Source organism: Streptomyces verrucosisporus (genome assembly GCF_017114865.1).
In the GTDB taxonomy this organism is placed as follows: Bacteria; Actinomycetota; Actinomycetes; order Streptomycetales; family Streptomycetaceae; genus Streptomyces; species Streptomyces fenghuangensis.
Window position 1 is genome coordinate 272,177 of sequence record NZ_JADEYH010000002.1, and the last position, 20,808, is coordinate 292,984.

19 protein-coding genes are annotated in these 20,808 nt (G+C 74.0%); 13 read left to right on the top strand and 6 right to left on the bottom strand.

The genetic code is table 11. The features are described from left to right. Nucleotides 1–31 precede the first annotated feature (31 nt). Nucleotides 32–517: an ABC transporter permease gene (locus tag IQ279_RS04215; protein WP_277402504.1), complete on the top strand. Its 486-nt coding sequence runs from the start codon at nucleotides 32–34 to the stop codon at nucleotides 515–517. A 188-nt stretch (nucleotides 518–705) separates the two neighbouring features. Then, nucleotides 706–1,797 carry a hypothetical protein gene (locus IQ279_RS04220; RefSeq protein ID WP_206346916.1) on the top strand — a complete coding sequence of 364 codons (1,092 nt, stop codon included), beginning with the start codon at nucleotides 706–708 and terminating at the stop codon, nucleotides 1,795–1,797. 125 nt (nucleotides 1,798–1,922) lie between these two features. Here the strand turns inward: IQ279_RS04220 and IQ279_RS04225 are convergent, their stop codons facing one another. The 3 genes from IQ279_RS04225 to IQ279_RS04235 form a co-directional block, all read right to left on the bottom strand. Beyond that, a complete protein-coding gene (locus tag IQ279_RS04225; protein WP_206346917.1) occupies nucleotides 1,923–2,315 on the bottom strand; it encodes a pyridoxamine 5'-phosphate oxidase family protein in 393 nt (130 codons plus the stop codon). Nucleotides 2,316–2,436: 121 nt separating this feature from the next. Beyond that, nucleotides 2,437–3,051 (bottom strand): 2'-5' RNA ligase family protein, encoded by a 615-nt coding sequence (locus IQ279_RS04230; RefSeq protein ID WP_241027561.1) that lies wholly within the window; start codon nucleotides 3,049–3,051, stop codon nucleotides 2,437–2,439. Nucleotides 3,052–3,065: 14 nt separating this feature from the next. After that, nucleotides 3,066–4,541, bottom strand: coding sequence for an NsdA family TPR-like regulatory protein (locus tag IQ279_RS04235; protein WP_241027562.1), 1,476 nt, complete (start codon nucleotides 4,539–4,541; stop codon nucleotides 3,066–3,068). 232 nt (nucleotides 4,542–4,773) lie between these two features. On the opposite strand from IQ279_RS04235, the gene IQ279_RS04240 reads away from it, so the two are divergent. Continuing rightward, nucleotides 4,774–5,202, top strand: a complete 429-nt coding sequence (locus IQ279_RS04240) for a hypothetical protein (protein WP_206346918.1) — start codon at nucleotides 4,774–4,776, stop codon at nucleotides 5,200–5,202. Nucleotides 5,203–5,531: 329 nt separating this feature from the next. Here IQ279_RS04240 and serC read toward each other — a convergent pair whose 3' ends face one another. After that, nucleotides 5,532–6,650, bottom strand: coding sequence for a phosphoserine transaminase (serC, locus tag IQ279_RS04245; protein WP_206346919.1), 1,119 nt, complete (start codon nucleotides 6,648–6,650; stop codon nucleotides 5,532–5,534). Nucleotides 6,651–6,784: 134 nt separating this feature from the next. Here serC and IQ279_RS04250 point away from each other — a divergent pair, with 134 nt between their 5' ends. From IQ279_RS04250 to IQ279_RS04275, 6 genes are all read left to right on the top strand, one after another. After that, on the top strand, nucleotides 6,785–9,709 hold the full coding sequence (locus IQ279_RS04250) for an FAD-binding and (Fe-S)-binding domain-containing protein (protein ID WP_206346920.1): 2,925 nt from the start codon (nucleotides 6,785–6,787) through the stop codon (nucleotides 9,707–9,709). Between the two features lie 6 nt (nucleotides 9,710–9,715). After that, nucleotides 9,716–9,961, top strand: a complete 246-nt coding sequence (locus IQ279_RS04255; protein ID WP_206346921.1) for a trypsin-like serine protease — start codon at nucleotides 9,716–9,718, stop codon at nucleotides 9,959–9,961. A gap of 34 nt (nucleotides 9,962–9,995) precedes the next feature. Beyond that, nucleotides 9,996–10,574 (top strand): phospholipase D-like domain-containing protein, encoded by a 579-nt coding sequence (locus IQ279_RS04260; protein WP_206346922.1) that lies wholly within the window; start codon nucleotides 9,996–9,998, stop codon nucleotides 10,572–10,574. Between the two features lie 215 nt (nucleotides 10,575–10,789). Next, a complete protein-coding gene (locus IQ279_RS04265; protein WP_206346923.1) occupies nucleotides 10,790–12,361 on the top strand; it encodes an alpha/beta fold hydrolase in 1,572 nt (523 codons plus the stop codon). A gap of 133 nt (nucleotides 12,362–12,494) precedes the next feature. Then, nucleotides 12,495–13,088, top strand: a complete 594-nt coding sequence (locus IQ279_RS04270) for a TetR/AcrR family transcriptional regulator (RefSeq protein ID WP_206346924.1) — start codon at nucleotides 12,495–12,497, stop codon at nucleotides 13,086–13,088. Between the two features lie 2 nt (nucleotides 13,089–13,090). Then, the gene (locus IQ279_RS04275) at nucleotides 13,091–13,447 is read left to right on the top strand and encodes a hypothetical protein (protein ID WP_206346925.1); all 357 of its coding nucleotides are present in this window, start codon (nucleotides 13,091–13,093) and stop codon (nucleotides 13,445–13,447) included. Nucleotides 13,448–13,573: 126 nt separating this feature from the next. Here IQ279_RS04275 and IQ279_RS04280 read toward each other — a convergent pair whose 3' ends face one another. Then, complete coding sequence (locus IQ279_RS04280; RefSeq protein WP_206346926.1) at nucleotides 13,574–14,674, bottom strand: citrate synthase 2; 1,101 nt, start codon at nucleotides 14,672–14,674, stop codon at nucleotides 13,574–13,576. A 439-nt stretch (nucleotides 14,675–15,113) separates the two neighbouring features. Here IQ279_RS04280 and pdxH point away from each other — a divergent pair, with 439 nt between their 5' ends. After that, nucleotides 15,114–15,767, top strand: coding sequence for a pyridoxamine 5'-phosphate oxidase (gene pdxH / locus IQ279_RS04285; RefSeq protein ID WP_206347189.1), 654 nt, complete (start codon nucleotides 15,114–15,116; stop codon nucleotides 15,765–15,767). Between the two features lie 405 nt (nucleotides 15,768–16,172). Then, on the top strand, nucleotides 16,173–17,594 hold the full coding sequence (locus tag IQ279_RS04290) for a PAS domain-containing protein (protein WP_307792176.1): 1,422 nt from the start codon (nucleotides 16,173–16,175) through the stop codon (nucleotides 17,592–17,594). A 30-nt stretch (nucleotides 17,595–17,624) separates the two neighbouring features. On the opposite strand, the gene IQ279_RS04295 is transcribed toward IQ279_RS04290, so the two are convergent. After that, nucleotides 17,625–18,458 (bottom strand): SIS domain-containing protein, encoded by an 834-nt coding sequence (locus IQ279_RS04295; RefSeq protein WP_206346928.1) that lies wholly within the window; start codon nucleotides 18,456–18,458, stop codon nucleotides 17,625–17,627. A 296-nt stretch (nucleotides 18,459–18,754) separates the two neighbouring features. Here IQ279_RS04295 and IQ279_RS04300 point away from each other — a divergent pair, with 296 nt between their 5' ends. Then, complete coding sequence (locus IQ279_RS04300) at nucleotides 18,755–19,450, top strand: iron-dependent transcriptional repressor DtxR (RefSeq protein WP_206346929.1); 696 nt, start codon at nucleotides 18,755–18,757, stop codon at nucleotides 19,448–19,450. Nucleotides 19,451–19,927: 477 nt separating this feature from the next. Continuing rightward, nucleotides 19,928–20,797, top strand: coding sequence for an alpha/beta fold hydrolase (locus IQ279_RS04305; protein ID WP_206346930.1), 870 nt, complete (start codon nucleotides 19,928–19,930; stop codon nucleotides 20,795–20,797). Nucleotides 20,798–20,808 lie beyond the last annotated feature (11 nt).

Consider the following 20,808-nt stretch of genomic DNA (forward strand, 5'->3'; position numbering starts at 1 on the left):
GGTTGGGGACGGGTCGGGAACGGGGAAGCGGCTGCGCACCGGGGAGGTCTCCGACCCGGTGATCCTGGCCGGCGGCGCCTCGATGTACGTCGCGCTCACCGTGGCCCAGATCGCCGTGGTGGCCGTGGCGCTGTCGGTGATGTTCGGCGCGGCGCCCCGGCAGCCGCTCTCGGCCGTGGCAGGGCTGGTCACCGGGGTCGCGCTGATGACCGCGATGGCCGCCGCCACGGCCGCGCTGTGCCGCTCCGTGGAGTCGGTGATGGTCGCCACCCTCCCGGCCGTCTTCGTCCTGCCGCTGGTCTCGGGCGTCTACATCCCCCGCGAGGTGCTGCCGGACGCACTCGGCGACGCGCTGGCGTACGCCCCGCTCTCCCCGACCGTCGACCTGATCCGCTCCGGGTGGACCGGGCAGCTCTCGGTGGCCGAGGTGCCGGTGCGGATCGTGCTGGACGCGGTGTGGGCGTCGCTGTTCGCCTGGGTGGCGTTCCGCAGGTTCCGCTGGGAGCCCCGCACCTGACGCGGCGCCGCCGGCCGGGGGAGCCCTCCGCCGGAGGTGCGGGAGAACGGCCGGAACCGGCCCAACCGTCCGGCGGCGGCTCAACGCTCCGGCCCTCCCGCCGGTCCTCCGGGGTGCCGTGCGGCCCCGGCGCCCGCCCGGGGCGCACGCGCGCGGACGGCGCTCCCGTGGATGGCAGGCTTGGGGCCATGCGGAGGCTTGTGCGCGCCCTGGGCGCGGCGACGGTGATCGTGCTGACCGGGACGACCGTAGCGACCGGGGCGGCGGGGGATGCCCGGGCGGCCTCGGCGGCCGGCCCCGCCGCCGACGGCTTCATCATCGAGGACGAGCGGATCACCGAGTCCAGCGGCCTGGCACCCAGTCGCGCCCACCCCGGCGTGTACTGGACGCACAACGACAGCGACGACGGGCCGTACGTCTACGCGATCGACGGCCGCACCGGCGAGACGGTCGCCACCGTCACCCTGGCCGGCATCACCCCTCGCGACGTCGAGGCCGTCTCCGTCGGCCCGGACGGCGACGTGTACGTCGGCGACATCGGCGACAACTTCGGCGGCCGGTGGCCCGAGGTGTGGATCTACCGCTTCGCCGAGCCCGAGAGGCTGGCCGACCAGGCCGTCGAGGTCACCCGCCACACCGTGCGCTACGCCGACGGCCCGCGCGACGCCGAGTCGCTGGCCGTCCACCCCGTCACCGGACGGGTGTACATCGTCAGCAAGCACAGGGACGGCGGCGCCCTGTACGCCGGACCGGAGAAGCTCCCGGCCTCCGGTGCCGCCACCTTCACCCGCGTCACGGACATCGGCCTGTGGGCCACCGACGCCGCCTTCTCCCCGGACGGCACCCGGCTGGCGGTGCGCGGCTACTTCGGCGGAACCATGTACGCCTGGGAGGACGGCAGGCCCGGGGAGCTGGGGCGGCTGACGGTGCCGGTGCAGCGCCAGGGCGAGTCGGTGACCTTCACACCGGACGGCCGGACCCTGCTGTACGGCACGGAGGGCGAACGCAGCCCCGTGCAGCCGATGCCCCTGACCGAGGAGCAACTCCCCGACAGCGCACGCGAGGAGAAGCCGGACCGGGCCGGCGGCGGCGAGACCGGCGAGGGATCCGGTGACGAGGCGGGCGACCGCGAGCCGGACGCCGCCGGCGACGGGGAGGACACCGACGGGAACGGCGGGAGAGAGGGGAGCGTCCTCGGGTTCGTCCTCGCCCTCGGCGCGGGCGCGGCCCTCCTCCTCGCCCTGCGCCGCTCGAAGCGGCGCGGAGGCGGTGGCGCCTGACGCGGCGCCGGTGACTTCGCCCGGGAGCGGACGCCCGGCCGCCGCACCGGCCGGAAGCCCTGCCGTGCGGGGCGGCCGGACGCGGTAACCCCGCCCCGGGCCCGGCCCCACCGACACCCCGGCTCTCACCGCTCACCCACCGGGCGCAGCTCGTACAGCGGCGACCGGTCGAGCATCAGCCGGTGGCCCAGCGGCACCAGCACGCCCCGCGCCGGATGCTCGCGGGCCAGCCGCCCGGCCGCGTGCCGGGCCTCGCGGCCCGACAGCCGCCGCACGTCCACCTTCATCGGAGCGCCCGCCGGAGTGCCGCCCAGGGTGGCGGGGGAGATCTCCGCCTCGGGGCGGCGCCGCAGCCGCTCGGCCGTGCCCGACCGGCCGTGGGCGCGCACATAGGCGCGGTCGCCCTCCACGGCGATCGCCGTGGCCGTGCCCACCGGCACGCCCTGGCGGTCGTACGTGGCCAGCCAGACGCGCCGCTCGCCGGCGAACAGACTCAGCCCGGTGCCCGGAGTGCTCATGCGCCGCCGGGTACCTCACCGGGACCGCACGGAAACGGGCGCGGCCCACGGAGGTCCGCCCGTTTCCATCCGGCCCTCACCCGGGCCGGGGCTGCGGCCCTGTTTCACGGAGCGCCGCAGGTCAGCCGAGGCGTACCGCCGCGAAGTCCTCCCACTCGTACATCCGGTCGTCCCGGCCCAGGACGATGAGGTCCACCTGCTCGATCCGCGCGGTGGCGGGCTCGACGTCGACCGCTTCCAGGGCGCGTGCGACCGGATCGGCCGGGCCGTCGCCGTTGCTGTAGGCGATCGTCACATGCGGTGCGAAGCCGTCCGCGGGCTCGGGGACGTCATCCCATACGTCCGCGATGGCGGCACGGACCGCTGCCCGTACGGCTGCGGGCGGCCCGCTGGGCTCGGCCTCCCACCGGATCGCTTCCGGTGTGATCTCCGGCTGGTGGAGGCGCAGTTGGAAAGGTGCCAGGCCGGCCAGACGCCTACGGGCCGCGTCGGCGATGGCTCGCGCGTCCTGTTCCGGGACCTCGTCCACGAAGCCCAGGCCCTGCATGGTCAGGTGAAGCCATCGGTCGGGGACGAGGGCCAGACCCGGTACGTCGGCCAGCCCTCGGCGGTAAGCGTCGGCCAAACGGTGTACTTCGGTGGCGGTCCGAAAAGTGAAGTGCCAGGTGTAGAAGCGGCGGCCGGGCTTCCAGCCCGGCCGCCACCACCAGTGGTCGGCCATGGTTTCGGCGGTCATGCCACGGGATCCAATCAAGGGCCTGCCGTGCCTGGCGAGAGGGCGATCCGGCGGGGCACCGATTCCATGCAGAACGCCTCCGCCTCGGACTGCAACACGGCAGCCGACGCGCTGTTCGCCATCCGTGACCGGGCCATCGCGTCAGCCAGCTCCCGGATCCTGCGGGTAACCGGCTCCAATCGCTGCTCCGGCGGCAGCTCCAGGACAGGCCGCAGTGCCTGGGCGGCGCCCTCGGGTTCGCCGAGCGCCAGGTATGCCGAGGCTTGCGCGATCAGCATCTGGCTGCGGGTGCCGTAGGAGTGCAACATCTCATCGGAAAGAGCCTGTTGGGCTTCCCGCACCGCATGAGCCGGGTCGCCGGTGCGCAGCAGGACGGCCGTGGCGTAGTTCGCGCGGCGGAATTCCGGACAGGAGAACACCCCGGCGATGTGATCGACACCCTGCCGGTCACGGGCGTCGGAGGCGCGAGCCAACGCGGTGCGCGCTTCGTCGGCCGCGCCGAGCTGCGACCAGGCGTCGGCTTCCTGACAGGCCAGGAGAACCCCCACGGTGCCGTCGTCGGCGTGGGCGGTGCCGCGCCGGGCATGGGTGATGGCGTCCTTCATCCGCCCGTCCCAGAACGCGACCTTGCTGCGGGTGGACAGCACCCAGGCCCGCAGCCCGTCCTGATCGGCCAGTTCGGCGCACAGCCAGGCTGTACGGCCCTGGGTCTCGGCTTCCTGGAGCCGGCCGAAGTCGGAGGACATCCATGCGAGCAGCCCGCACAGATACCCGGCCGCCATGTACAGATCGGCGGTCTGGCGGGGGTACTGCCGCCCTTCCAGAAGAGCGAAGACCTGATCGCGCAGAGCACGGGTCCGGGTGAAGACGGCGACCGGGTCCTGGAACAGGTAGTCGTGGGCCAGGGCCCGCGTATCGGCCGTGAGCTGTTCGAGCGCGAGATCGCCGACATTGGAGGTCTCCGCCCAGCGCGCCCACGTCGCGGACTCCTCTGCGGCGACCCGCACCAGCTCAGGGCCTTCCGGGACGGCGGGCTGCGTGGTGGGGGCGACCATGGGTGGGGCGGGTTCACCGACGGGTGCGACAGTGTGCTGCAGGATCCGCAGATCGCTCTCGGGGAGGGACCGCCGATCCTCCAGGTCCAGGAGGTCTTCCACCTGGCAGCCGAAGACCTCGGCGGTCATCAGGAGAACCGTCAGCGATGGACGCCGACTGGACGGGCCGGGCCACTTCTCCCACTTTCCGACCAGTGAGGCGTCGGCGGCAACGGCCCCGCCCGGCCCGGGCCGGGACGAACTGTGGTCGCTGATGCGGTCGGCGGTCTCCTGCAGTGTCCAGCCGTGTGCGTGCCTCCACGCCTCACGAGGGCGCATACGCCAGCGGGCGCGCATCTCGACCGCGATATCCGCGGTGCTGCATCCCGCGGCGAGCATTTCGTACCGGAGGCTGTCACGGGCGGCTTTCGAACCGGACTTGGAGTGGTGAACCATCCCCTGCTCCTTACGCGCTGGACTGGGCCCAAGGTAGCGGTGCGGTTACCAGGTGCTCTCGTCGTCGCCCACATCCCAGGGTGTCCAGAAGTCCGTTCCGATGCCCAAAATCCGGCATTCCCGCTGCTCACGGCAGTTTTCTCGATCCAACGAATCTGGACACTCACGCCCGTGACCGCCAAGCGGACGGATGGGAGCGTCAAGGCACTGAATCACGCTCGGGAGTCAACCCATGACAAAGGAAGTAGCGTCGCCTGCTGCCCCGCTGGTCCGGGCGGGGGTGTGGTGCGAGGCGGTCAGCACCCTTGCGGGCATGCCGGGAACGGCCACGCGCCGGGACGGATACGCGGCGCTGAGCCCGGAGGCGGCGGTCCGGTGGATCCGGGCCGGGGCGCGCACCGTGGCCTGCGTGCTCGGCCCGCACCAGGCCGGATACGTGCTGGACCACTGGGTGGACGGGCCCGGCTCGGCGCGGGCGTGCGCCCGGCTGCGCCGGGGCGAACCCTGCTCGCTGACCCTCTACCCGGGCATCCAGCACCTGACCTGGCAGGCCCGCCCGGTGCGGTTCCTGCGCCTGGCGGAGGTCAACGGCCGCCCCCCGTGCGGCCGTCGTTACCGGCCGCGCCTGCTGCCGGCCGGGAGGGACGACCGTGCCCGGTGACACGCCCCGGATGCCCGGCAGCGCGAGGAGGACCGGGCAGCCCGGCCGGCTGGGCTGCGCGTACCTGACCGTCAAGGCCAACCCCGGCGCTCTCGCCGTAGGAATTGTGCGACGTGGTCCTCACCGCGATGGTCGCGTTGCGCACCATCACCCCGGACGCGCAGCGGGTGTTCCGCGAGAACCTGGAGCGCGTCGCCGCACGGGACGCGCTCCGCTGAGCCGCGCCTCCGCGAGAGGCGGGGACGGCGGGGAAGACGGCGCCGCCGGTCGCCGGGACCGCGTCGCGGTCCCGGCGACCGGCGGCCGGGAGTTGCCTACCGCCGTGCGGCTCAGAGGCGCTCGGCGACGTAGTCCACGCAGGCCGTCAGGGCCTCGACGTCCGCCGGCTCGACGGCCGGGAACATCGCCACCCGCAGCTGGTTGCGGCCCAGCTTGCGGTACGGCTCGGTGTCCACGATGCCGCCCGCGCGCAGCACCTTGGCGATCGCGGCGGCGTCCACGCCCTCGGCGAAGTCGATCGTGCCGACGACCTGGGAGCGCTGGGCGGGGTCGGCCACGAAGGGAGTGGCGATCTCGGACTTCTCCGCCCAGCCGTACAGCCGCGAGGAGGAGTCCGCGGTGCGGGAGACGGCCCAGTCCAGACCGCCCCGGCCGTTGATCCACTCCAGCTGGTCGGCCAGCAGGAAGAGGGTGGCGACGGCCGGGGTGTTGTACGTCTGGTTCTTGCGGGAGTTGTCGATCGCGGTGGGCAGGTCGAAGAAGGCCGGGATGTGCCGGTCGCTCGCGGCGATCCGCTCGGCCCGCTCCAGCGCGGCCGGGGAGAACACGGCCAGCCACAGGCCGCCGTCCGCGGCGAACGACTTCTGCGGGGCGAAGTAGTAGACGTCCGTCTCGGCGATGTCGACCGGCAGGCCGCCCGCGCCGGAGGTGGCGTCGACCAGTACCAGCGCGCCCTCGTCCGCGCCCTCGACCCGCCTGATCGGCATGGCGACGCCGGTGGAGGTCTCGTTGTGGGTGAGGGCGTACACGTCCACGCCCGCCTCGGCGCTCGGCAGCGGGTGGGTGCCGGGCTCGGAGGAGACCACGGACGGCTCGGCCAGCCAGGGGGCGAGCTTCGCGGCCTTGGCGAACTTCGAGGAGAACTCGCCGAAGGACAGGTGCTGGGACTTCGACTCGATCAGGCCGTGGGTCGCGATGTCCCAGAAGGCGGTGGAGCCGCCGTTGCCCAGGACGACCTCGTAGCCCTCCGGAAGGCCGAAGAGCTCCTTCACTCCCTCGCGCACCCTGCCGACGAGGTTCTTGACCGGAGCCTGGCGGTGTGAGGTGCCCAGCAGGGACGTACCGGTGGCGGCCAGGGCGCTCAGCGCCTCCGTCCGCACCTTGGACGGGCCCGAACCGAATCGTCCGTCGGCGGGCTTGATGTCTGCGGGAATCTGGAGATCGGCCACGTACCGAAGGGTAGTGCGTGGGAGCCCTGTGTCCCGTGAGGCGTCCACCCCGCGAGACGCGCCGTGGACACGCTGCGGGACACACCGTGGAACGACTGGTGCGGAAGGGGCCGGCCGGGATGCACGCTATTGCCATGGGTGACGACGCGGCGAGGGCGGCACAGCGGCAGGCGCGTACGGCGCTGGAGCGTACGGCGCAGGCGGAGGAACGCGAGCGGGCGAGGGAGGCGGTGCGGGCCCTGCGGGCGGCCGTACGGGGGGAGGTCGCCGACGACGCGGGCGCCCGCGCGCTGGTGACGATGGACGCGTCCAACTACCGGCGGGTGCCGTTGGCCGTGGTCGCGCCGCGCGACGCCGGCGACGTGGCGGCGGCGCTGGAGGTGTGCCGGGAGACGGGGGTGCCGGTGGTGCCGCGCGGCGGGGGCACGTCCATCGCCGGGCAGGCGACGGGCACGGGGGTGGTGCTGGACTTCACCCGCCACATGGACGCGGTCCTCTCGCTCGACCCCGCAGAGCGCACCGCCGTCGTCCAGCCGGGCGTGGTCCTGGACGACCTGTGCCGCGCGGCCGGCGCCCACGGGCTGACCTTCGGCCCCGACCCCTCCACCCACAGCCGCTGCACGCTCGGCGGGATGATCGGCAACAACTCCTGCGGCTCCCACTCGGTGGCCTGGGGGACGACCGCCGACAACGTCCGGGAGCTGGAGGTGCTCACCTACGGCGGCGAGCGGGCCCGGCTCGCGCCCGGCGGGGACGGCGTGCCCGAGCGGCTGCGCGCCGGGGCGCGGGCGCTGGTGGGCGGGGAGCTCGCCCGGCTGCGCACCGGCTTCCCCGAACTGCCTCGCCGTATCTCCGGCTACGCCCTGGACGCGCTGCTGCCCGAGCGCGGCGAGGACTGGGCGCGGGCTTTCACCGGCAGCGAGGGCACCCTCGGAGTGGTCACGGCCGCCACGGTGGGGCTGGTGGAGCGGCCCGGCGCGCGGGTGCTGGCGGTGCTGGGCTACGCGGACGAGAGCGCGGCGGCCGAGGCGGCCGTCACCCTCCTTCCGCACCGCCCGCTGACGGTGGAGGGCATGGCGAGCGATCTGGTCCCCGAGACCGAGCGGGCGATGCTGCCCCGTGGCGGGGCGTGGCTGTTCGTCGAGGTCGGCGGCGCGGACGCGGCCGGGGCGCGGGCGGCGGCCGAGCGGCTGTGCCGGGCGGCGGCCGGGGACGCGGCCGACCACGCCCTGGTCGCCGACCCCGCCGGGCAGCGCGCCCTGTGGCGGGTGCGGGAGGACGCCTCCGGCACCGCCACCCGCATGCCCGACGGCAGCGAGGCGTGGCCGGGCTGGGAGGACTGCGCGGTCCCGCCCGCCCGGCTGGGCGCTTATCTGCGGGACTTCCGCGCGCTGCTGGCCGAGCACGGGCTGCGTGGGCTGCCGTACGGGCACTTCGGCGACGGCTGCATCCATGTGCGCGTCGACTTCGACCTGATCGGCGAGGCGGGCATCGCCCGCTTCCGCCGCTTCTCCGGCGAACTGGCCGGTCTGGTGGTCGCGCACGGCGGCTCGCTGTCGGGCGAGCACGGCGACGGGCAGGCGCGCGCCGAGCTGCTGCCGCGCATGTACGGGCGGGAGACGGTGGAGCTGTTCGGCCGGTTCAAGGACCTGTGGGATCCCGACGGCGGCCTCAACCCCGGCATGCTGGTGCGCCCCCACCGCCTGGACGAGAACCTGCGGTTCGCGCCGCTGCCGCGCGAACCGCTGCCCGTCGTCTACGGCTACCCGGAGGACGGCGGCGACTTCTCGGCGGCGGTGCGGCGCTGCGTGGGGGTGGCCAAGTGCCGCGACCCGGCCGGGAGTCCGGGCGTGATGTGCCCCTCCTACCGGGCGACGGGGGAGGAGAGGCACTCCACGCGCGGCCGGGCGCGGCTGCTGCACGAGATGCTCGCGGGCGAGGTGGTCACCGACGGCTGGCGGTCGGAGGAGGTCCGCGAGGCGCTGGATCTGTGCCTGTCGTGCAAGGGCTGCCGCAGCGACTGCCCGGTGGGGGTGGACATGGCGACCTACAAGGCGGAGTTCCTGCACCACCACTACGCGGGCCGCCGCCGTCCGATGGCCCACTACTCGATGGGGCTGCTGCCGCTGTGGCTGCGGGCGGTGGCCGCCACCCGCAGCGCGCCGCTGCTGAACGTCCTGGCCCGCACCCCGGCGGCGGTCCTGGCCAAGCGGCTGGGCGGGATCGCCCCGGAGAGGGAGATCCCGCCGCTGCCGCGCGCCCCCTTCACGCGCCGGTGGCGCGCGTACCGCCGGAAGCGCCCGGCGCGTCCCGTGCACGGCGGCCGGCGCGTCGTGCTGTGGCCGGACACCTTCACCAACCACCTCTCCCCCGAGGCGGGCACCGCGGCCGTACGGGTGCTGGAGGCGGCCGGGCTGGAGGTGGTCCCGCCGCCGGGGGCGGACCGGGTCTGCTGCGGCCTGACCTGGATCTCCACCGGGCAGCTCGACGGCGCCCGCCGTGTGCTGCGCCGCACCCTGGACCGGCTGGAGCCCGTGCTGGAGGCGGGGGTCCCGGTGGTCGTGCTGGAGCCGCCGTGCGCGGCGGCGCTGCGCACCGACGCCCCCGAGCTGCTGCCGGACGACCCGCGCGCGAAGCGGCTGGCGGCCCTCGTTCGCACCTTCGCCCAGGCCCTTCAGGAGTACGCCCCCGACTGGGCCCCGCCGCGGATCGGCCGCCCGGTGGCCGGCCAGACCCACTGCCACCAGCACGCCGTGCTGGGCGACGCGGCGGAGCGACGGCTGCGGGAGAGGGCCGGGCTGACCGGCGGGCTCAGCGACGGCTGCTGCGGACTGGCGGGCAACTTCGGCTTCGAGAAGGGGCACTTCGAGGTATCGGCCGCCTGCGCGGAGGAGAAGCTGCTGCCGGCGGTGCGCGGCGCCGCGCCGGGCACGGAGCTGCTGGCCGACGGCTACTCCTGCCGCACCCAGCTCGCCCAGCTCGGCGGACACCGCGCCCGCCACCTGGCGGAGGTGCTGGCCGAAGCGCTGGAGAAGAGGGGCGAGGACGGGCGGGAGTGAGCCACCATGCGGGTCGGGAGCATCTACGCCAACGACGGGTACGGCGGCCGGGCCATCCGCACGTCGGGGCCCAACGGGCGTACCTGTAACGGGGATTCGGGCGGACCGCTGTTCAAGCTCGTGGGCGGGAAGCGTTACCAGGTGGGGGGCGTGTCCGGGGGCACCCGGTACTGCCCCGACGACTCCAACTTCGTTTTCGCGAGCACGCCCACCAGCCTCACGTGGATCGAGAACGTGATGAGGGATTTCTGACCCTCCCGTGAACAGCCCACCGGAACCAGGGAGGATGATCCCCATCACCGGACGCATCGTCACGACGGCCCTGCTGCTCGGCGCCCTGCTGGCCCCGGCCGGCACCGCGGCCGGGGAGGTCGCCGCGCCCGTCACGACCGGGGCGGTCTTCAACGACCCCCAGGGCACCACGGCCCGGAAGAACGCCGTCAAGGACCACATCATCGGCGCGGTCAACGCCACGCAGAGCGGGCGGACCATCCGCGCCGCCCTGTACGCGCTGGCCGACCAGGACTACGCGGACGCGCTGATCGCCGCGCACGACCGGGGCGTCCAGGTCAGGGTCGTACTGGACTCCAAGTACGCGGACCGGTCCGCGGCGCGGAACGTGCGGACCGCGCTCGGCGGCGACACCGCGGACGGCTACCTGGCGCACTCGAAGTACCTGACCGTCGAGGGCAACTACGCGGGCCACCCGGACACCAAGTGGACCTTCACCGGTTCGCACAACCTGGACCACTCCTCGCTCCGGGAGAACGACGAGGCCCTGCTCCGGCTGGAGGGTGCGGCGCCGCACGACGCCTACAAGCGGAACTTCCTCGACATGCGGGCCGTCGCCACCCCCGTCGGCTGACGCCGTGGACCCGGGCCCCGGCGGGATGCCCCGCCGGGGCCCGCCGTCGTGCCGTCGCCCTGGAGCCCCCTTCGGGCCAGGAGTGGTATGCGAAAGTTACGGATGCGTAACTTACTGACGGGTTACCAACGGTAAGTCGCGTGCCTAGTCTCGGGTCACCTTCCCCACACGCCCGCCGGCCCCCACACCGGCGACACGACCCAGGAAGAGGGCCCATGGGACACCCTCGCAGGCGTCTGCGCACGTCCACCGCCGTCGCCGCCGTCTCGGCCGCGGTGCTGGCCGGGACCGTCGCCGGCCCGGTCACCGCCGCCCACGGCGCGACCACCTCGTCCACCGTCCGCTTCGTGGAGATCCCCGGCGACGGCGGCACGCCGCTGGCCGCCAACGTCGTCGTGCCCGGCGACGCGGACGGCGGGCGCCGCTACCCGCTCGTCGTGCTCCCCACCAGCTGGTCCATGCCGCAGGTCGAGTACCTCGCCCAGGCCAGGAAGCTCGCCGACTCCGGCTACGTGGTGCTCAGCTACAACTCGCGCGGCTTCTGGCAGTCCGGCGGCGAGATCGAGGTCGCCGGCCCGCCCGACATCGCCGACGCCTCGAAGGCCATCGACTGGGCGCTGGCCAACACCCCCGCCGACCCCGAGCGGATCGGCATGGCCGGCATCTCCTACGGCGCGGGCATCAGCCTGCTGGCCTCCGCCCACGACGACCGGATCAAGGCCGTGGTCGCCATGAGCGGCTGGGCCGATTTGGTCGACTCCATCTACAGCGGCCGCACCCAGCACACCCAGGCGGCCACGTTCCTCACCGGAGCCGGCTACCTCACCGGCCGCCCCGGTGACGAGTTCAAGGAGATCATCTCCGGCTTCCTCGCCTCCGACATGGAGAAGGAAGGCGACATGATCGCCTGGGGGAAGAAGCGCTCCGCCGCCACCCACATCGACCGGATCAACGCCAACGGTCCCGCGATCATGCTGGGCAACGCCTGGGGCGACTCGATCTTCCCGCCCAACCAGTACGCCGACTTCTACGAGAAGCTGACCGGCCCCAAGCGCCTGGAGTTCCGGCACGGCGACCACGCCACCCCCGAGATGCCCGGCCTGCTGGGCCTGCCCAACGACGTGTGGAACAGCGCCGAGCGCTGGCTCGACCACCACCTCAAGGGCGAGGACAACGGCGTCGACCGCGAGCGGCCCGTCCAGCTCACCGACCGCCAGGGCGACCAGGAGGGCTACCCCGACTGGAAGTCCGTGCCCTCGGGCACCGAGCGGATCGCGCTGAACGACACCGAGCGCGTCCTGGCGAACCTCGACTCCGGCGCGAACGGCGGCACGGTCTTCCTCTCCAGCATCTTCGACCAGCTCACCGGCCTCCCGCCGGCGGTCTCCGTCCCGCTGCTGCCCGACTGGTACTCCGCGGTCTGGAAGTCCGAGCGGTACGCCGCCGCCCGGCAGGTCCGGGGCACGGTGAAGCTGCACACCACGGTGACCTCCAACAAGTCCAGCGGCACCTTCGTCGCCCACCTGTACGACGTGGGTCCGCTGGGCGTGGGCAGGTTGGTCACCCACGCGCCGTTCAGCTTCCACGACAGGACGCCGGGCGAGGCGTTCGGCGTGGACCTGGAGTTGTTCTCGACCGCCTACGACGTCCCGGCCGGGCACCGGCTCGCCCTGGTGATCGACACCGTCGACCCGCTCTACGCCGAGCACAACCCGTTCGGCGCGAAGCTCGCCTTCTCCTCGCCCGCCCACGACCCCTCGTACGCCGAGATCCCCGTGCGCGACTGAGCACCCGCCGGCCCGCGCCCCACTGGGGCGCGGGCCGGCGGCGTCCTCTCGTGGTCACCGCGCGAAACCGGGCACCCGGGTTTGAGAACAGTCGTTCTTGACCGATCGTTCTCAAATTCGTATCGTCGGCGGCATGGGAAGACCACGCGCTTTCGACGAGGATCAGGCCGTCCGGACGGCGGCCGAGCTGTTCGCCGGCCACGGCTACGAGGGAACCTCCGTCGACGATCTGGTCACCGCGCTCGGCGTCCACCGGGGCAGCCTCTACAAGGTCTTCGGCAGCAAGCGCGGCCTCTACCTGGCCACGCTCCGCCACCACCTCGACCGGCACGTCCTGCCGTTCGCCGCCGAACTGGCCACGGCCCGGGACCTGGAAAGCGCCCTCGTCCCGGCCGCCGAGGCGTTCGACGGCGGTCCCGCCGCCGGTCTGCTGCTGCTGGCGCAGGCCGAGCGGGCGCACCGCGATCCGGAGGTCGCGGCGCTGACCGAGGAGGGCTTCGCGGCACTGGAGAGGGCCCTCGCCCGGGTGTTGGCCGCATCGGGCGGCCCGGACGCCGAGGCGGGGCCCGACCTCGCCGCCGTACTCGGCGCCGCCGTGCTCGGCCTCCGGCTGCGCTCCCGCACGGCGGGAGTCGTCCCGAAGGCGGCGCGCGCCCTGGCGGCGTGCGCCGTGCCCCCGCCCGCCGGGACCGCTTCGCGGCCGGCCGACCTCCCGACAGGAGAATGACCATGGCCCGCGTCACCGTCGCCGACGACACCCTCACCGTCGAGGTGGAGGGACTCGACAAGCTCTGGGCGCTCAGGAGCCGCCTGGAGATACCGCTCGCCAACGTCCGTGGAGCCACCCGCGATCCCGGTATCGTCCGCGACCCCAAGGGCATCCGCGCGCCCGGCACCCACGTACCGGGCGTCATCGTCGCGGGCACCTTCCACCGCGACGGCGAGCGCGTCTTCTGGGACGTCAAGGACCCGGAGAAGGCCGTCGTCATCGAACTCGCCGACGAGCGTTACGTCCGTCTCGTCGTCCAGGTCGACGACCCGCGCGCCGTGGTGGAACTCGTCGAGGGCGCCAGACGGGGACGGTGACCGGCCGTTCCGCGGCACGGTCGCCGGACCGGCCCCGGAGCGACGGCGGCCCCGCCCGGACGCGGACCGGCCCCGGAGCGACGCCCGTCGCTCCGGGGCCGGTCCGCGTCCGGGCGGACGGGGGGCTCAGCGGGCGATCTCGTCGTAGCCCTCGATCTCCCGCACACTGCGCGAGCCCGGGCCCACGTAGCGTGCGGAGGGACGCACCAGACGGCCGGTGCGCTTCTGCTCCAGGATGTGCGCCGACCAGCCGGCGGTGCGGGCGCAGCTGAACATCGAGGTGAACATGTGCGCCGGGACCTCGGCGAAGTCCAGCACGATCGCCGCCCAGAACTCCACGTTGGTGGCCAGCACCCGGTCCGGACGCCGGTTGTGCAGCTCCTCCAGCGCCGCCTTCTCCAGGGCCTCGGCGACCTCGAAGCGCGGCGCGCCCAGCTCCCTGGCGGTACGGCGCAGCACACGGGCGCGCGGGTCCTCGGCGCGGTAGACGCGGTGGCCGAAGCCCATCAGGCGCTCGCCGCGGTCCAGGGCGCCCTTCACGTACGCCCGGGCGTCACCGGTCCGCTCGATCTCCTCGATCATGCCCAGCACGCGCGAGGGCGCGCCGCCGTGCAGCGGGCCGGACATCGCGCCCACCGCGCCCGACAGCGCCGCCGCCACGTCCGCGCCGGTGGAGGCGATGACGCGGGCGGTGAAGGTGGAGGCGTTCATGCCGTGCTCGGCGGCCGACGTCCAGTAGGCGTCCACGGCCGCGACGTGCTTGGGGTCGGGCTCGCCCCGCCAGCGGCGCATGAAGCGCTCCACGACGGTCTCGGCCTTGTCGATCTCCCGCTGCGGCACCATCGGCAGGCCCTGGCCGCGCGCCGACTGGGCGACGTACGACAGCGCCATCACCGCGGCCCGCGCCAGGTCGTCGCGGGCCTGCCGCTCGTCGATGTCCAGCAGCGGGCGCAGGCCCCACACGGGCGCGAGCATCGCCAGCGCGGACTGCACGTCCACGCGGATGTCACCCGAGTGGACCGGGATGGGGAAGGGCTCGGCCGGGGGCAGGCCGGGGGTGAAGCCGCCGTCCACCAGCAGGCCCCACACGTTCTCGAAGGAGACGTGGCCCACCAGGTCCTCGATGTCCACACCCCGGTAGCGGAGGGCGCCGCCCTCCTTGTCGGGCTCGGCGATCTCCGTCTCGAACGCGACGACTCCCTCGAGTCCGGGTACGAAGTCGGACATCTGGCGGCTCCTCGTATGTGGTTCGGTAGGAGGACGGCGGGCACCCCAGGGGGCCGGTCGGCTCTCTGCGGGTGTGCCTGCGCGGTTCCGCCGCCGCGTGGGGCCGGCGGTCCGGGCCGGCACCCGGTCCTGCCCTGCTGCTGTTGGGCTGCCGGTGGTGACCGGGCAGTGACTGGTCGGACACGATAGCCCGCGCTGTGCGAAGGCCACAGTGGTCCAGCCAGCGATTCTGTCCGGTTCGGCAGGTGCGGGGAAGAGTGAGATGCGGCACACTCCCCGTTTCCCCGTCTCCAGGTGTACACGCTCCCGCGGACGGGCAAACTCGCCCGCCACCGCCCGATGCCGCGCGAGGGACGTGTTGCAAGATGAACGCGTGCCCCAAGCCGACGACGCAGCCCGCGAAGCCCTCGCCCACCGTCCGCATCTGGACCCCGCCGCCATGCGGGCCCACTACCGCGCGGAAGGACTCCCGGAGGAGGAGCTCGCCGCCGACCCGTACGGACAGTTCCTGCGCTGGTTCGAGGAGGCGGTGACCGCCGGACTCCACGAACCGAACGCGATGGTCGTCTCGACGGCCGACGAGCGGGGGCGGCCCAGCTCGCGCACGGTGCTGCTCAAGCAGTTCGACGAGCGCGGCTTCGTCTTCTACACCAACTACGGCTCGCGCAAGGGCCGCGAGATCGACGCCAACCCGTACGTCTCGCTGCTCTTCCCCTGGCACGCCGTGGCCCGCCAGGTGATCGTCGCCGGCCGGGCGGAGCGCACCGGCCGCGACGAGACGGCCGCCTACTTCCGCACCCGTCCGCACGGCTCGCAGCTCGGGGCGTGGGCCAGCGAGCAGTCCTCGAAGGTGGCCTCCCGGGAGGAGCTGGACCGCGCGTACGAACAGCTCGCGGAGCGCTACCCGGACACGGAGCGGGTCCCGGTCCCGCCGCACTGGGGCGGCTACCGGGTGGTGGCGCGGACGGTGGAGTTCTGGCAGGGCCGCGAGAACCGCCTCCACGACCGCCTGCGCTACGTCCGCCGGGACTCGGGCGTTCCGGGGGGCCCGGGCGACACGGCGGCCTGGACGGTCGAACGCCTCAGCCCCTGACCCGGAGGCGCCGAGGCCCGGAAGTGCCGAGGCCCGGGGTCACCGAGGACCCCGGGAACGCAGACGACCCGCGGGCCTGGCCCCGGTCGCGCCGTGCGGCGCGAGGGGGGTCGGTCGGACGTACCGACAGCCCGCGGGTCGGGTGACTGCTCGGGATTGGCCGGCGGTGCCGGCATCACGCTGTGACGTCGGCCCCTAGGCCGCAGCCACCTCACGCGTCCGGTTGCAACTCATCTGCCGAACCACCTCCCTTCTCGTGTACTCAGAACGGTAGGCGGCGATATGGGTACGGACAAGCGAATTTCGAGGGCACAACGATTTGCGTGAATCACATGTGCGCTGCGTCACGTTCGAGTTCAATGATCGGGAGTGCAGTTGCGCGCAGCGTCCAGCCGGGGGTGTCAGGTGACGGCTCAGTCCGAGACCCACTTCGAACACGGTGCCGGTGACGGGAGCCCCTCCCGCGGCGGTTCCGCGGGAGGGGCCGCCCCGCCGCGAGTCGCCGACTCCGAGGGCGAGCTGCTCCTCGCCGCTCTCCTGGACGGCATGGACGCCGCCCTGTGCGCCTTCGACGCCGACGGCGTCGTCACCCACTGGAACCGCGAGGCCGAGCGCGTCCTGGGCTGGACCAGGCAGGAGGCCGTCGGCCGCCGGGGGCTGGCGGGATGGGCGGTCCGCGCCGCGGACGCCGAGGACGTCCAGGGGCGGCTGATGGCAGCGATGGCCGCGCCGGGGCGCAGGGTCCACGAGTTCGCGCTGGTGCGCAAGGACGGCGGACGGGTGCTGGTGCGGGTGCAGTGCTCCGGTGTGCGCGACGCGGAGGGCCGGCCGACCGGCGTGTACTGCGCGTTCGGCGAGGTGCGCACGCAGATCGACCTGGAGCGGTCGATCGCCCTGAGCGAGGCCCTGTTCGAGGGCGCCTCGTGGGGGGTGGTCCTGGTGGACGCCGACCTGCGCCCGGCCGTCGCCAACCTCCACGCCGCCCGCGCCCTGCGCGTCGGCCGCACCGCCATGCTGGGGCGGCCGCTGGGCGAGCTGGTGGGGGAGGGCGTGGAGGAACTGGAGAGCGCCCTGCAGCACGTACTGGCGGAGGGCCCGCCGCCCGCCCCGGCGGAACTGTGGGTGACGCTGCGCACCGGGGCCGGCGAGCGGGAGGCGGAGCGGGAGGACGCGCCCGCCGGGGACGCGCGGCGCTGCTGGCGCAGCGGCTTCCTGCGGCTGGTCTCGCCGATGGCGGAGGAGGCGCCGGTGCCGCTGGGCGTGGCCTGGTTCTTCACGGACGTCACGGACGCCAGGCGGACCGAGCAGGAGGCGGCGCGGTTCCGCTTCCGGGGCAACCAGGCCCACCGGGCGGCGCGGGCCGCGGCCGAGTGCGAGGACCCGATGGAGGCGGTGGCCGTCCACCTGGACTTCGCGCTGGCGGGCTTCGCCGACCACGCGCTGCTGGACCTGGCGGCGCCCGGATCCCCGGTCCGGCTGGTGCGCACCGCCGAGGCCCCGGCCCCGGACACGTCGACGACGGGCGTCCCGGTCCCCTACGCGAGCGACCACCCGGCGCTCCAGGCGTACGAGCGCTGCGGCCCGGTGCGCACCAGCGTGGGCGGCGCGGCGGTGCGGGGGTGGGCGCGGGCCCGCAGATGGCCGGAGGGCACGGTGCACGGTCTGTGCGCGGTCCTGCGCAGCCGCGGCCGCACCCTGGGCGTGCTCACCTTCCTGCGGGGGCCGGGCCGGCGCGCCTTCGACCGCTCGGACGCGGTCTACGCGGAGGGCGTCGCGGACCACGTGGCCGCCGCGGTCGACCTCGCCCGCGCCCTGTCCCGGGACTGAGCCCGGGCCGTCGGCGCGGGTACCGGGCCGTCAGTGAAGGTGGAAGATCCGGTCGGCGTGCTCGGCCATCACCCGGGCGTTCCACTCGTGGCCCCCGTCCACGTTCCCCGAGCGCAGCAGGGGCGGGGTGACGCCGCGGGCGGCCAGCGTGCCCACGGCCGAGGCGACGACGGCCTGCATGATCGCGCCGGCCACCACTGTCGAGGCGGGGGCGAAGGGGGCGCCGGCGCCCTCCGCGGTCAGCTCCGCGTCGCCCACCGCGATCTTGCTGTCGACGACGATGTCGCAGTGGTCCTTGAGGAAGGTGCCCGACGGGTTGCGCGGCGAGGTGGCCGACGCGTACGCCACCGAGGTCACGCCGATCACCTTCAGCCCCAGCTCCCGGGCACGGGAGGCCATCTCCACCGGCAGGGCGTTGCGGCCCGACAGGGAGATCACCACCAGCACGTCGCCGGCCCTCGCCGGAGAGGTCCCCAGCACGGCCGAGGCCAGCCCCTCCACCCGTTCCAGCGCGCTGCCCAGCGTCGCGGGCACGACGTCGACACCGACCGCGCCGGGCACGGGCAGGAGGTTCAGCACGGCGAGGCCGCCCGCCCGGTAGACCACGTCCTGGGCCGGCAGGGAGGAGTGGCCGGCGCCGAAGGCGAAGATCCGGCCGCCGCCGGTGAAGGCGTCGGCGATCAGCGTCCCGGCCGCCGAGATGCTGCCGGTCTCCTCCTCCCGGACCCGCTCCAGCAGGCCGACGGCCGCGTCGATGAACCGCTCGGCCGGCCCGCTCGCCGCTCTGTCCGCGGTCCCGCCCGCAGTCCTGCCCACCGCTCCGCCCGCGGCCTCGTCCGTCGCCCCGTCCGTCGCACCGGTCATCGCCTCGGCCTCCCGTCGTGTGCCGCCGTACGGCCCCGGCGCGCGCCCGGCCGCATGCCCCGGTGAACGCTCCGGCAAGCGCCCCGGAACATCCCGTGACGCCGCGATCACGGTGAGGTCCGGACCGGCGTGCTGTCAATACGCGGTGCTCCCGGACGGCGCAGGGGCGGCGTACGGGCGGTGCGCCGAGGGCGTGCGGACGATGTGCGGCGGTCCCGGGCGGATCGGGAACGATTGTCGGCTCCATGCGTCAGAATTGGTCACCAGGGCCACCGCACGAGCTGACGAGGGGCACGATGTCCGGACTCATCGACACCACGGAGATGTATCTCCGTACCATCCTGGAGCTGGAGGAGGAAGGCGTGGTCCCCATGCGTGCCCGTATCGCCGAACGGCTCGACCAGAGCGGCCCGACGGTGAGCCAGACGGTCGCCCGCATGGAGCGCGACGGACTGGTCCGGGTGGCCGGCGACCGGCATCTGGAGCTGACCGAGGAAGGCCGGCGGCTGGCCACGCGCGTGATGCGCAAGCACCGGCTGGCCGAGTGCCTCCTGGTCGACGTGATCGGCCTGGAGTGGGAGCAGGTGCACGCGGAGGCGTGCCGCTGGGAGCACGTGATGAGCGAGGCGGTCGAGCGCCGCGTGCTGGAGCTGCTGCGGCATCCCACCGAATCCCCCTACGGCAACCCGATCCCGGGCCTGGAGGAGCTGGGCGAGCCCTCGGAGGCCGGGCCGTTCCTGAGCGACGACATGGTGAGCCTGTCGGACCTGGACGCGGGCTCGGACGGCAAGACGGTCGTGGTGCGCCGGATCGGCGAGCCGATCCAGACGGACGCCCAGCTGATGTACACGCTGCGGCGGGCCGGTGTGCAGCCGGGCGCCGTGGTCAGCGTGACGCCGGGGACGGGCGGCAACGTGCAGGTCGGCAGCGGCGGCGAGGCGGCGGAGCTGACCGCGGAGGTCGCCACGCACGTGTTCGTCGCCCGGCGCTGAGGGGGTGCGCGCCGGACGGCCGCCGGGCTCCCCGGCGGCTGTCCGGCCTTCCGGCTGTCCGGGGTTGCGCGGAACGCGGGCGGGCGGGGGCCGTGCCGTGGCACGCTTTCGGTGACGCGTAGGGGAAGAAGACGGAAGGGGAGCCGTCCATGGGGCCGACGATGGCACCGGGGCCCCGGCACCATCGTCGGCCGCCGGGGCCCCGCCTCCCCGTGTCCCCCCGCTGCGCCGCCCCCCTGTGCGACCCTGAGCCCCGAACTCCCAGGGTCGCTCCCCGCGGGCCCCTGTCCCCGAGCGGCCCGCCTCCCGGTAGCTGTCTCCCCTCGGCCCGGCCGGACGACACTCGCTGAGTGTCACTCAAAAGAGGGGTGTTGCACGTCAGATGGGCTTGTTCGAATAAAAGTTCGATAACGTGAGGCCGGTAGGCGACGAGGCACACGGACGACGCGGACAGGAGGGATGGGGGTGCCAGGACGCATGGTTCGACGCATCAACGTCAGGGGGGCGGACGGTCTGCGGCTCGCGGCCTGGGAGTTCGCCGATCCGCCCAAGGGCACGCCGTCGGGAGGCGAAGGCCAGGCTCCGAGTGTGCTGATGCTGCACGGACTGATGGGCCGCGGCTCGCACTGGGCCCCCACCGCCCGCTGGCTCTCCGGGCGTTACCGCGCCGTCTGCCTGGACCAGCGCGGACACGGCCGCAGCGACAAGCCGACCGACGGCCCGTTCGGCCGCGACGCCTACGTCGCCGACGCCGAGGCCGTCATCGAGCAGCTCGGCCTGGCGCCGGTGGCGGTCGTCGGTCACGGGATGGGCGCGCTGACGGCCTGGCGGCTCGCCGCCGAGCGCCCCGACCTGGTCCGCGCCGTGGTGATCTGCGACATGCGGGCCTCGGCGCTCGGCAAGCGCTCCCAGCGCGACTGGGAGCAGTGGCTCGGGACCTGGCCGGTGCCCTTCGCCACGCTCGCGGACGTCCGCAGGTGGTTCGGCGAGGAGGACCCGCTCCTGGAGCGCCCGTACCCCTCGCGCGGCGAGTTCTTCGCAGAGGTGATGGCCGAGCGGATGGACGGCTGGCGTCCGGTGTTCTCGCGCCGTCAGATGCTGATGATCCGCCAGGCTTGGGCGTACGAGGCGCACTGGGAGGAGCTGGCCCTGGTGCCCTGCCCGGCCCTGGTGGTCCGCGGCATCGACGGCGAGCTCGGGCGCGCCGAGGCCCAGGAGATGGTCCGGGTGCTGCCCCAGGGCGTCTACGCCGAGGTGGCCGACGCGGGCCACCTCGTCCACTACGACCAGCCGGAGCAGTGGAGGCAGGCCGTCGAGCCCTTCCTCCAGGGCGCCCTACCGGCCTGAGCGGCGGCAGG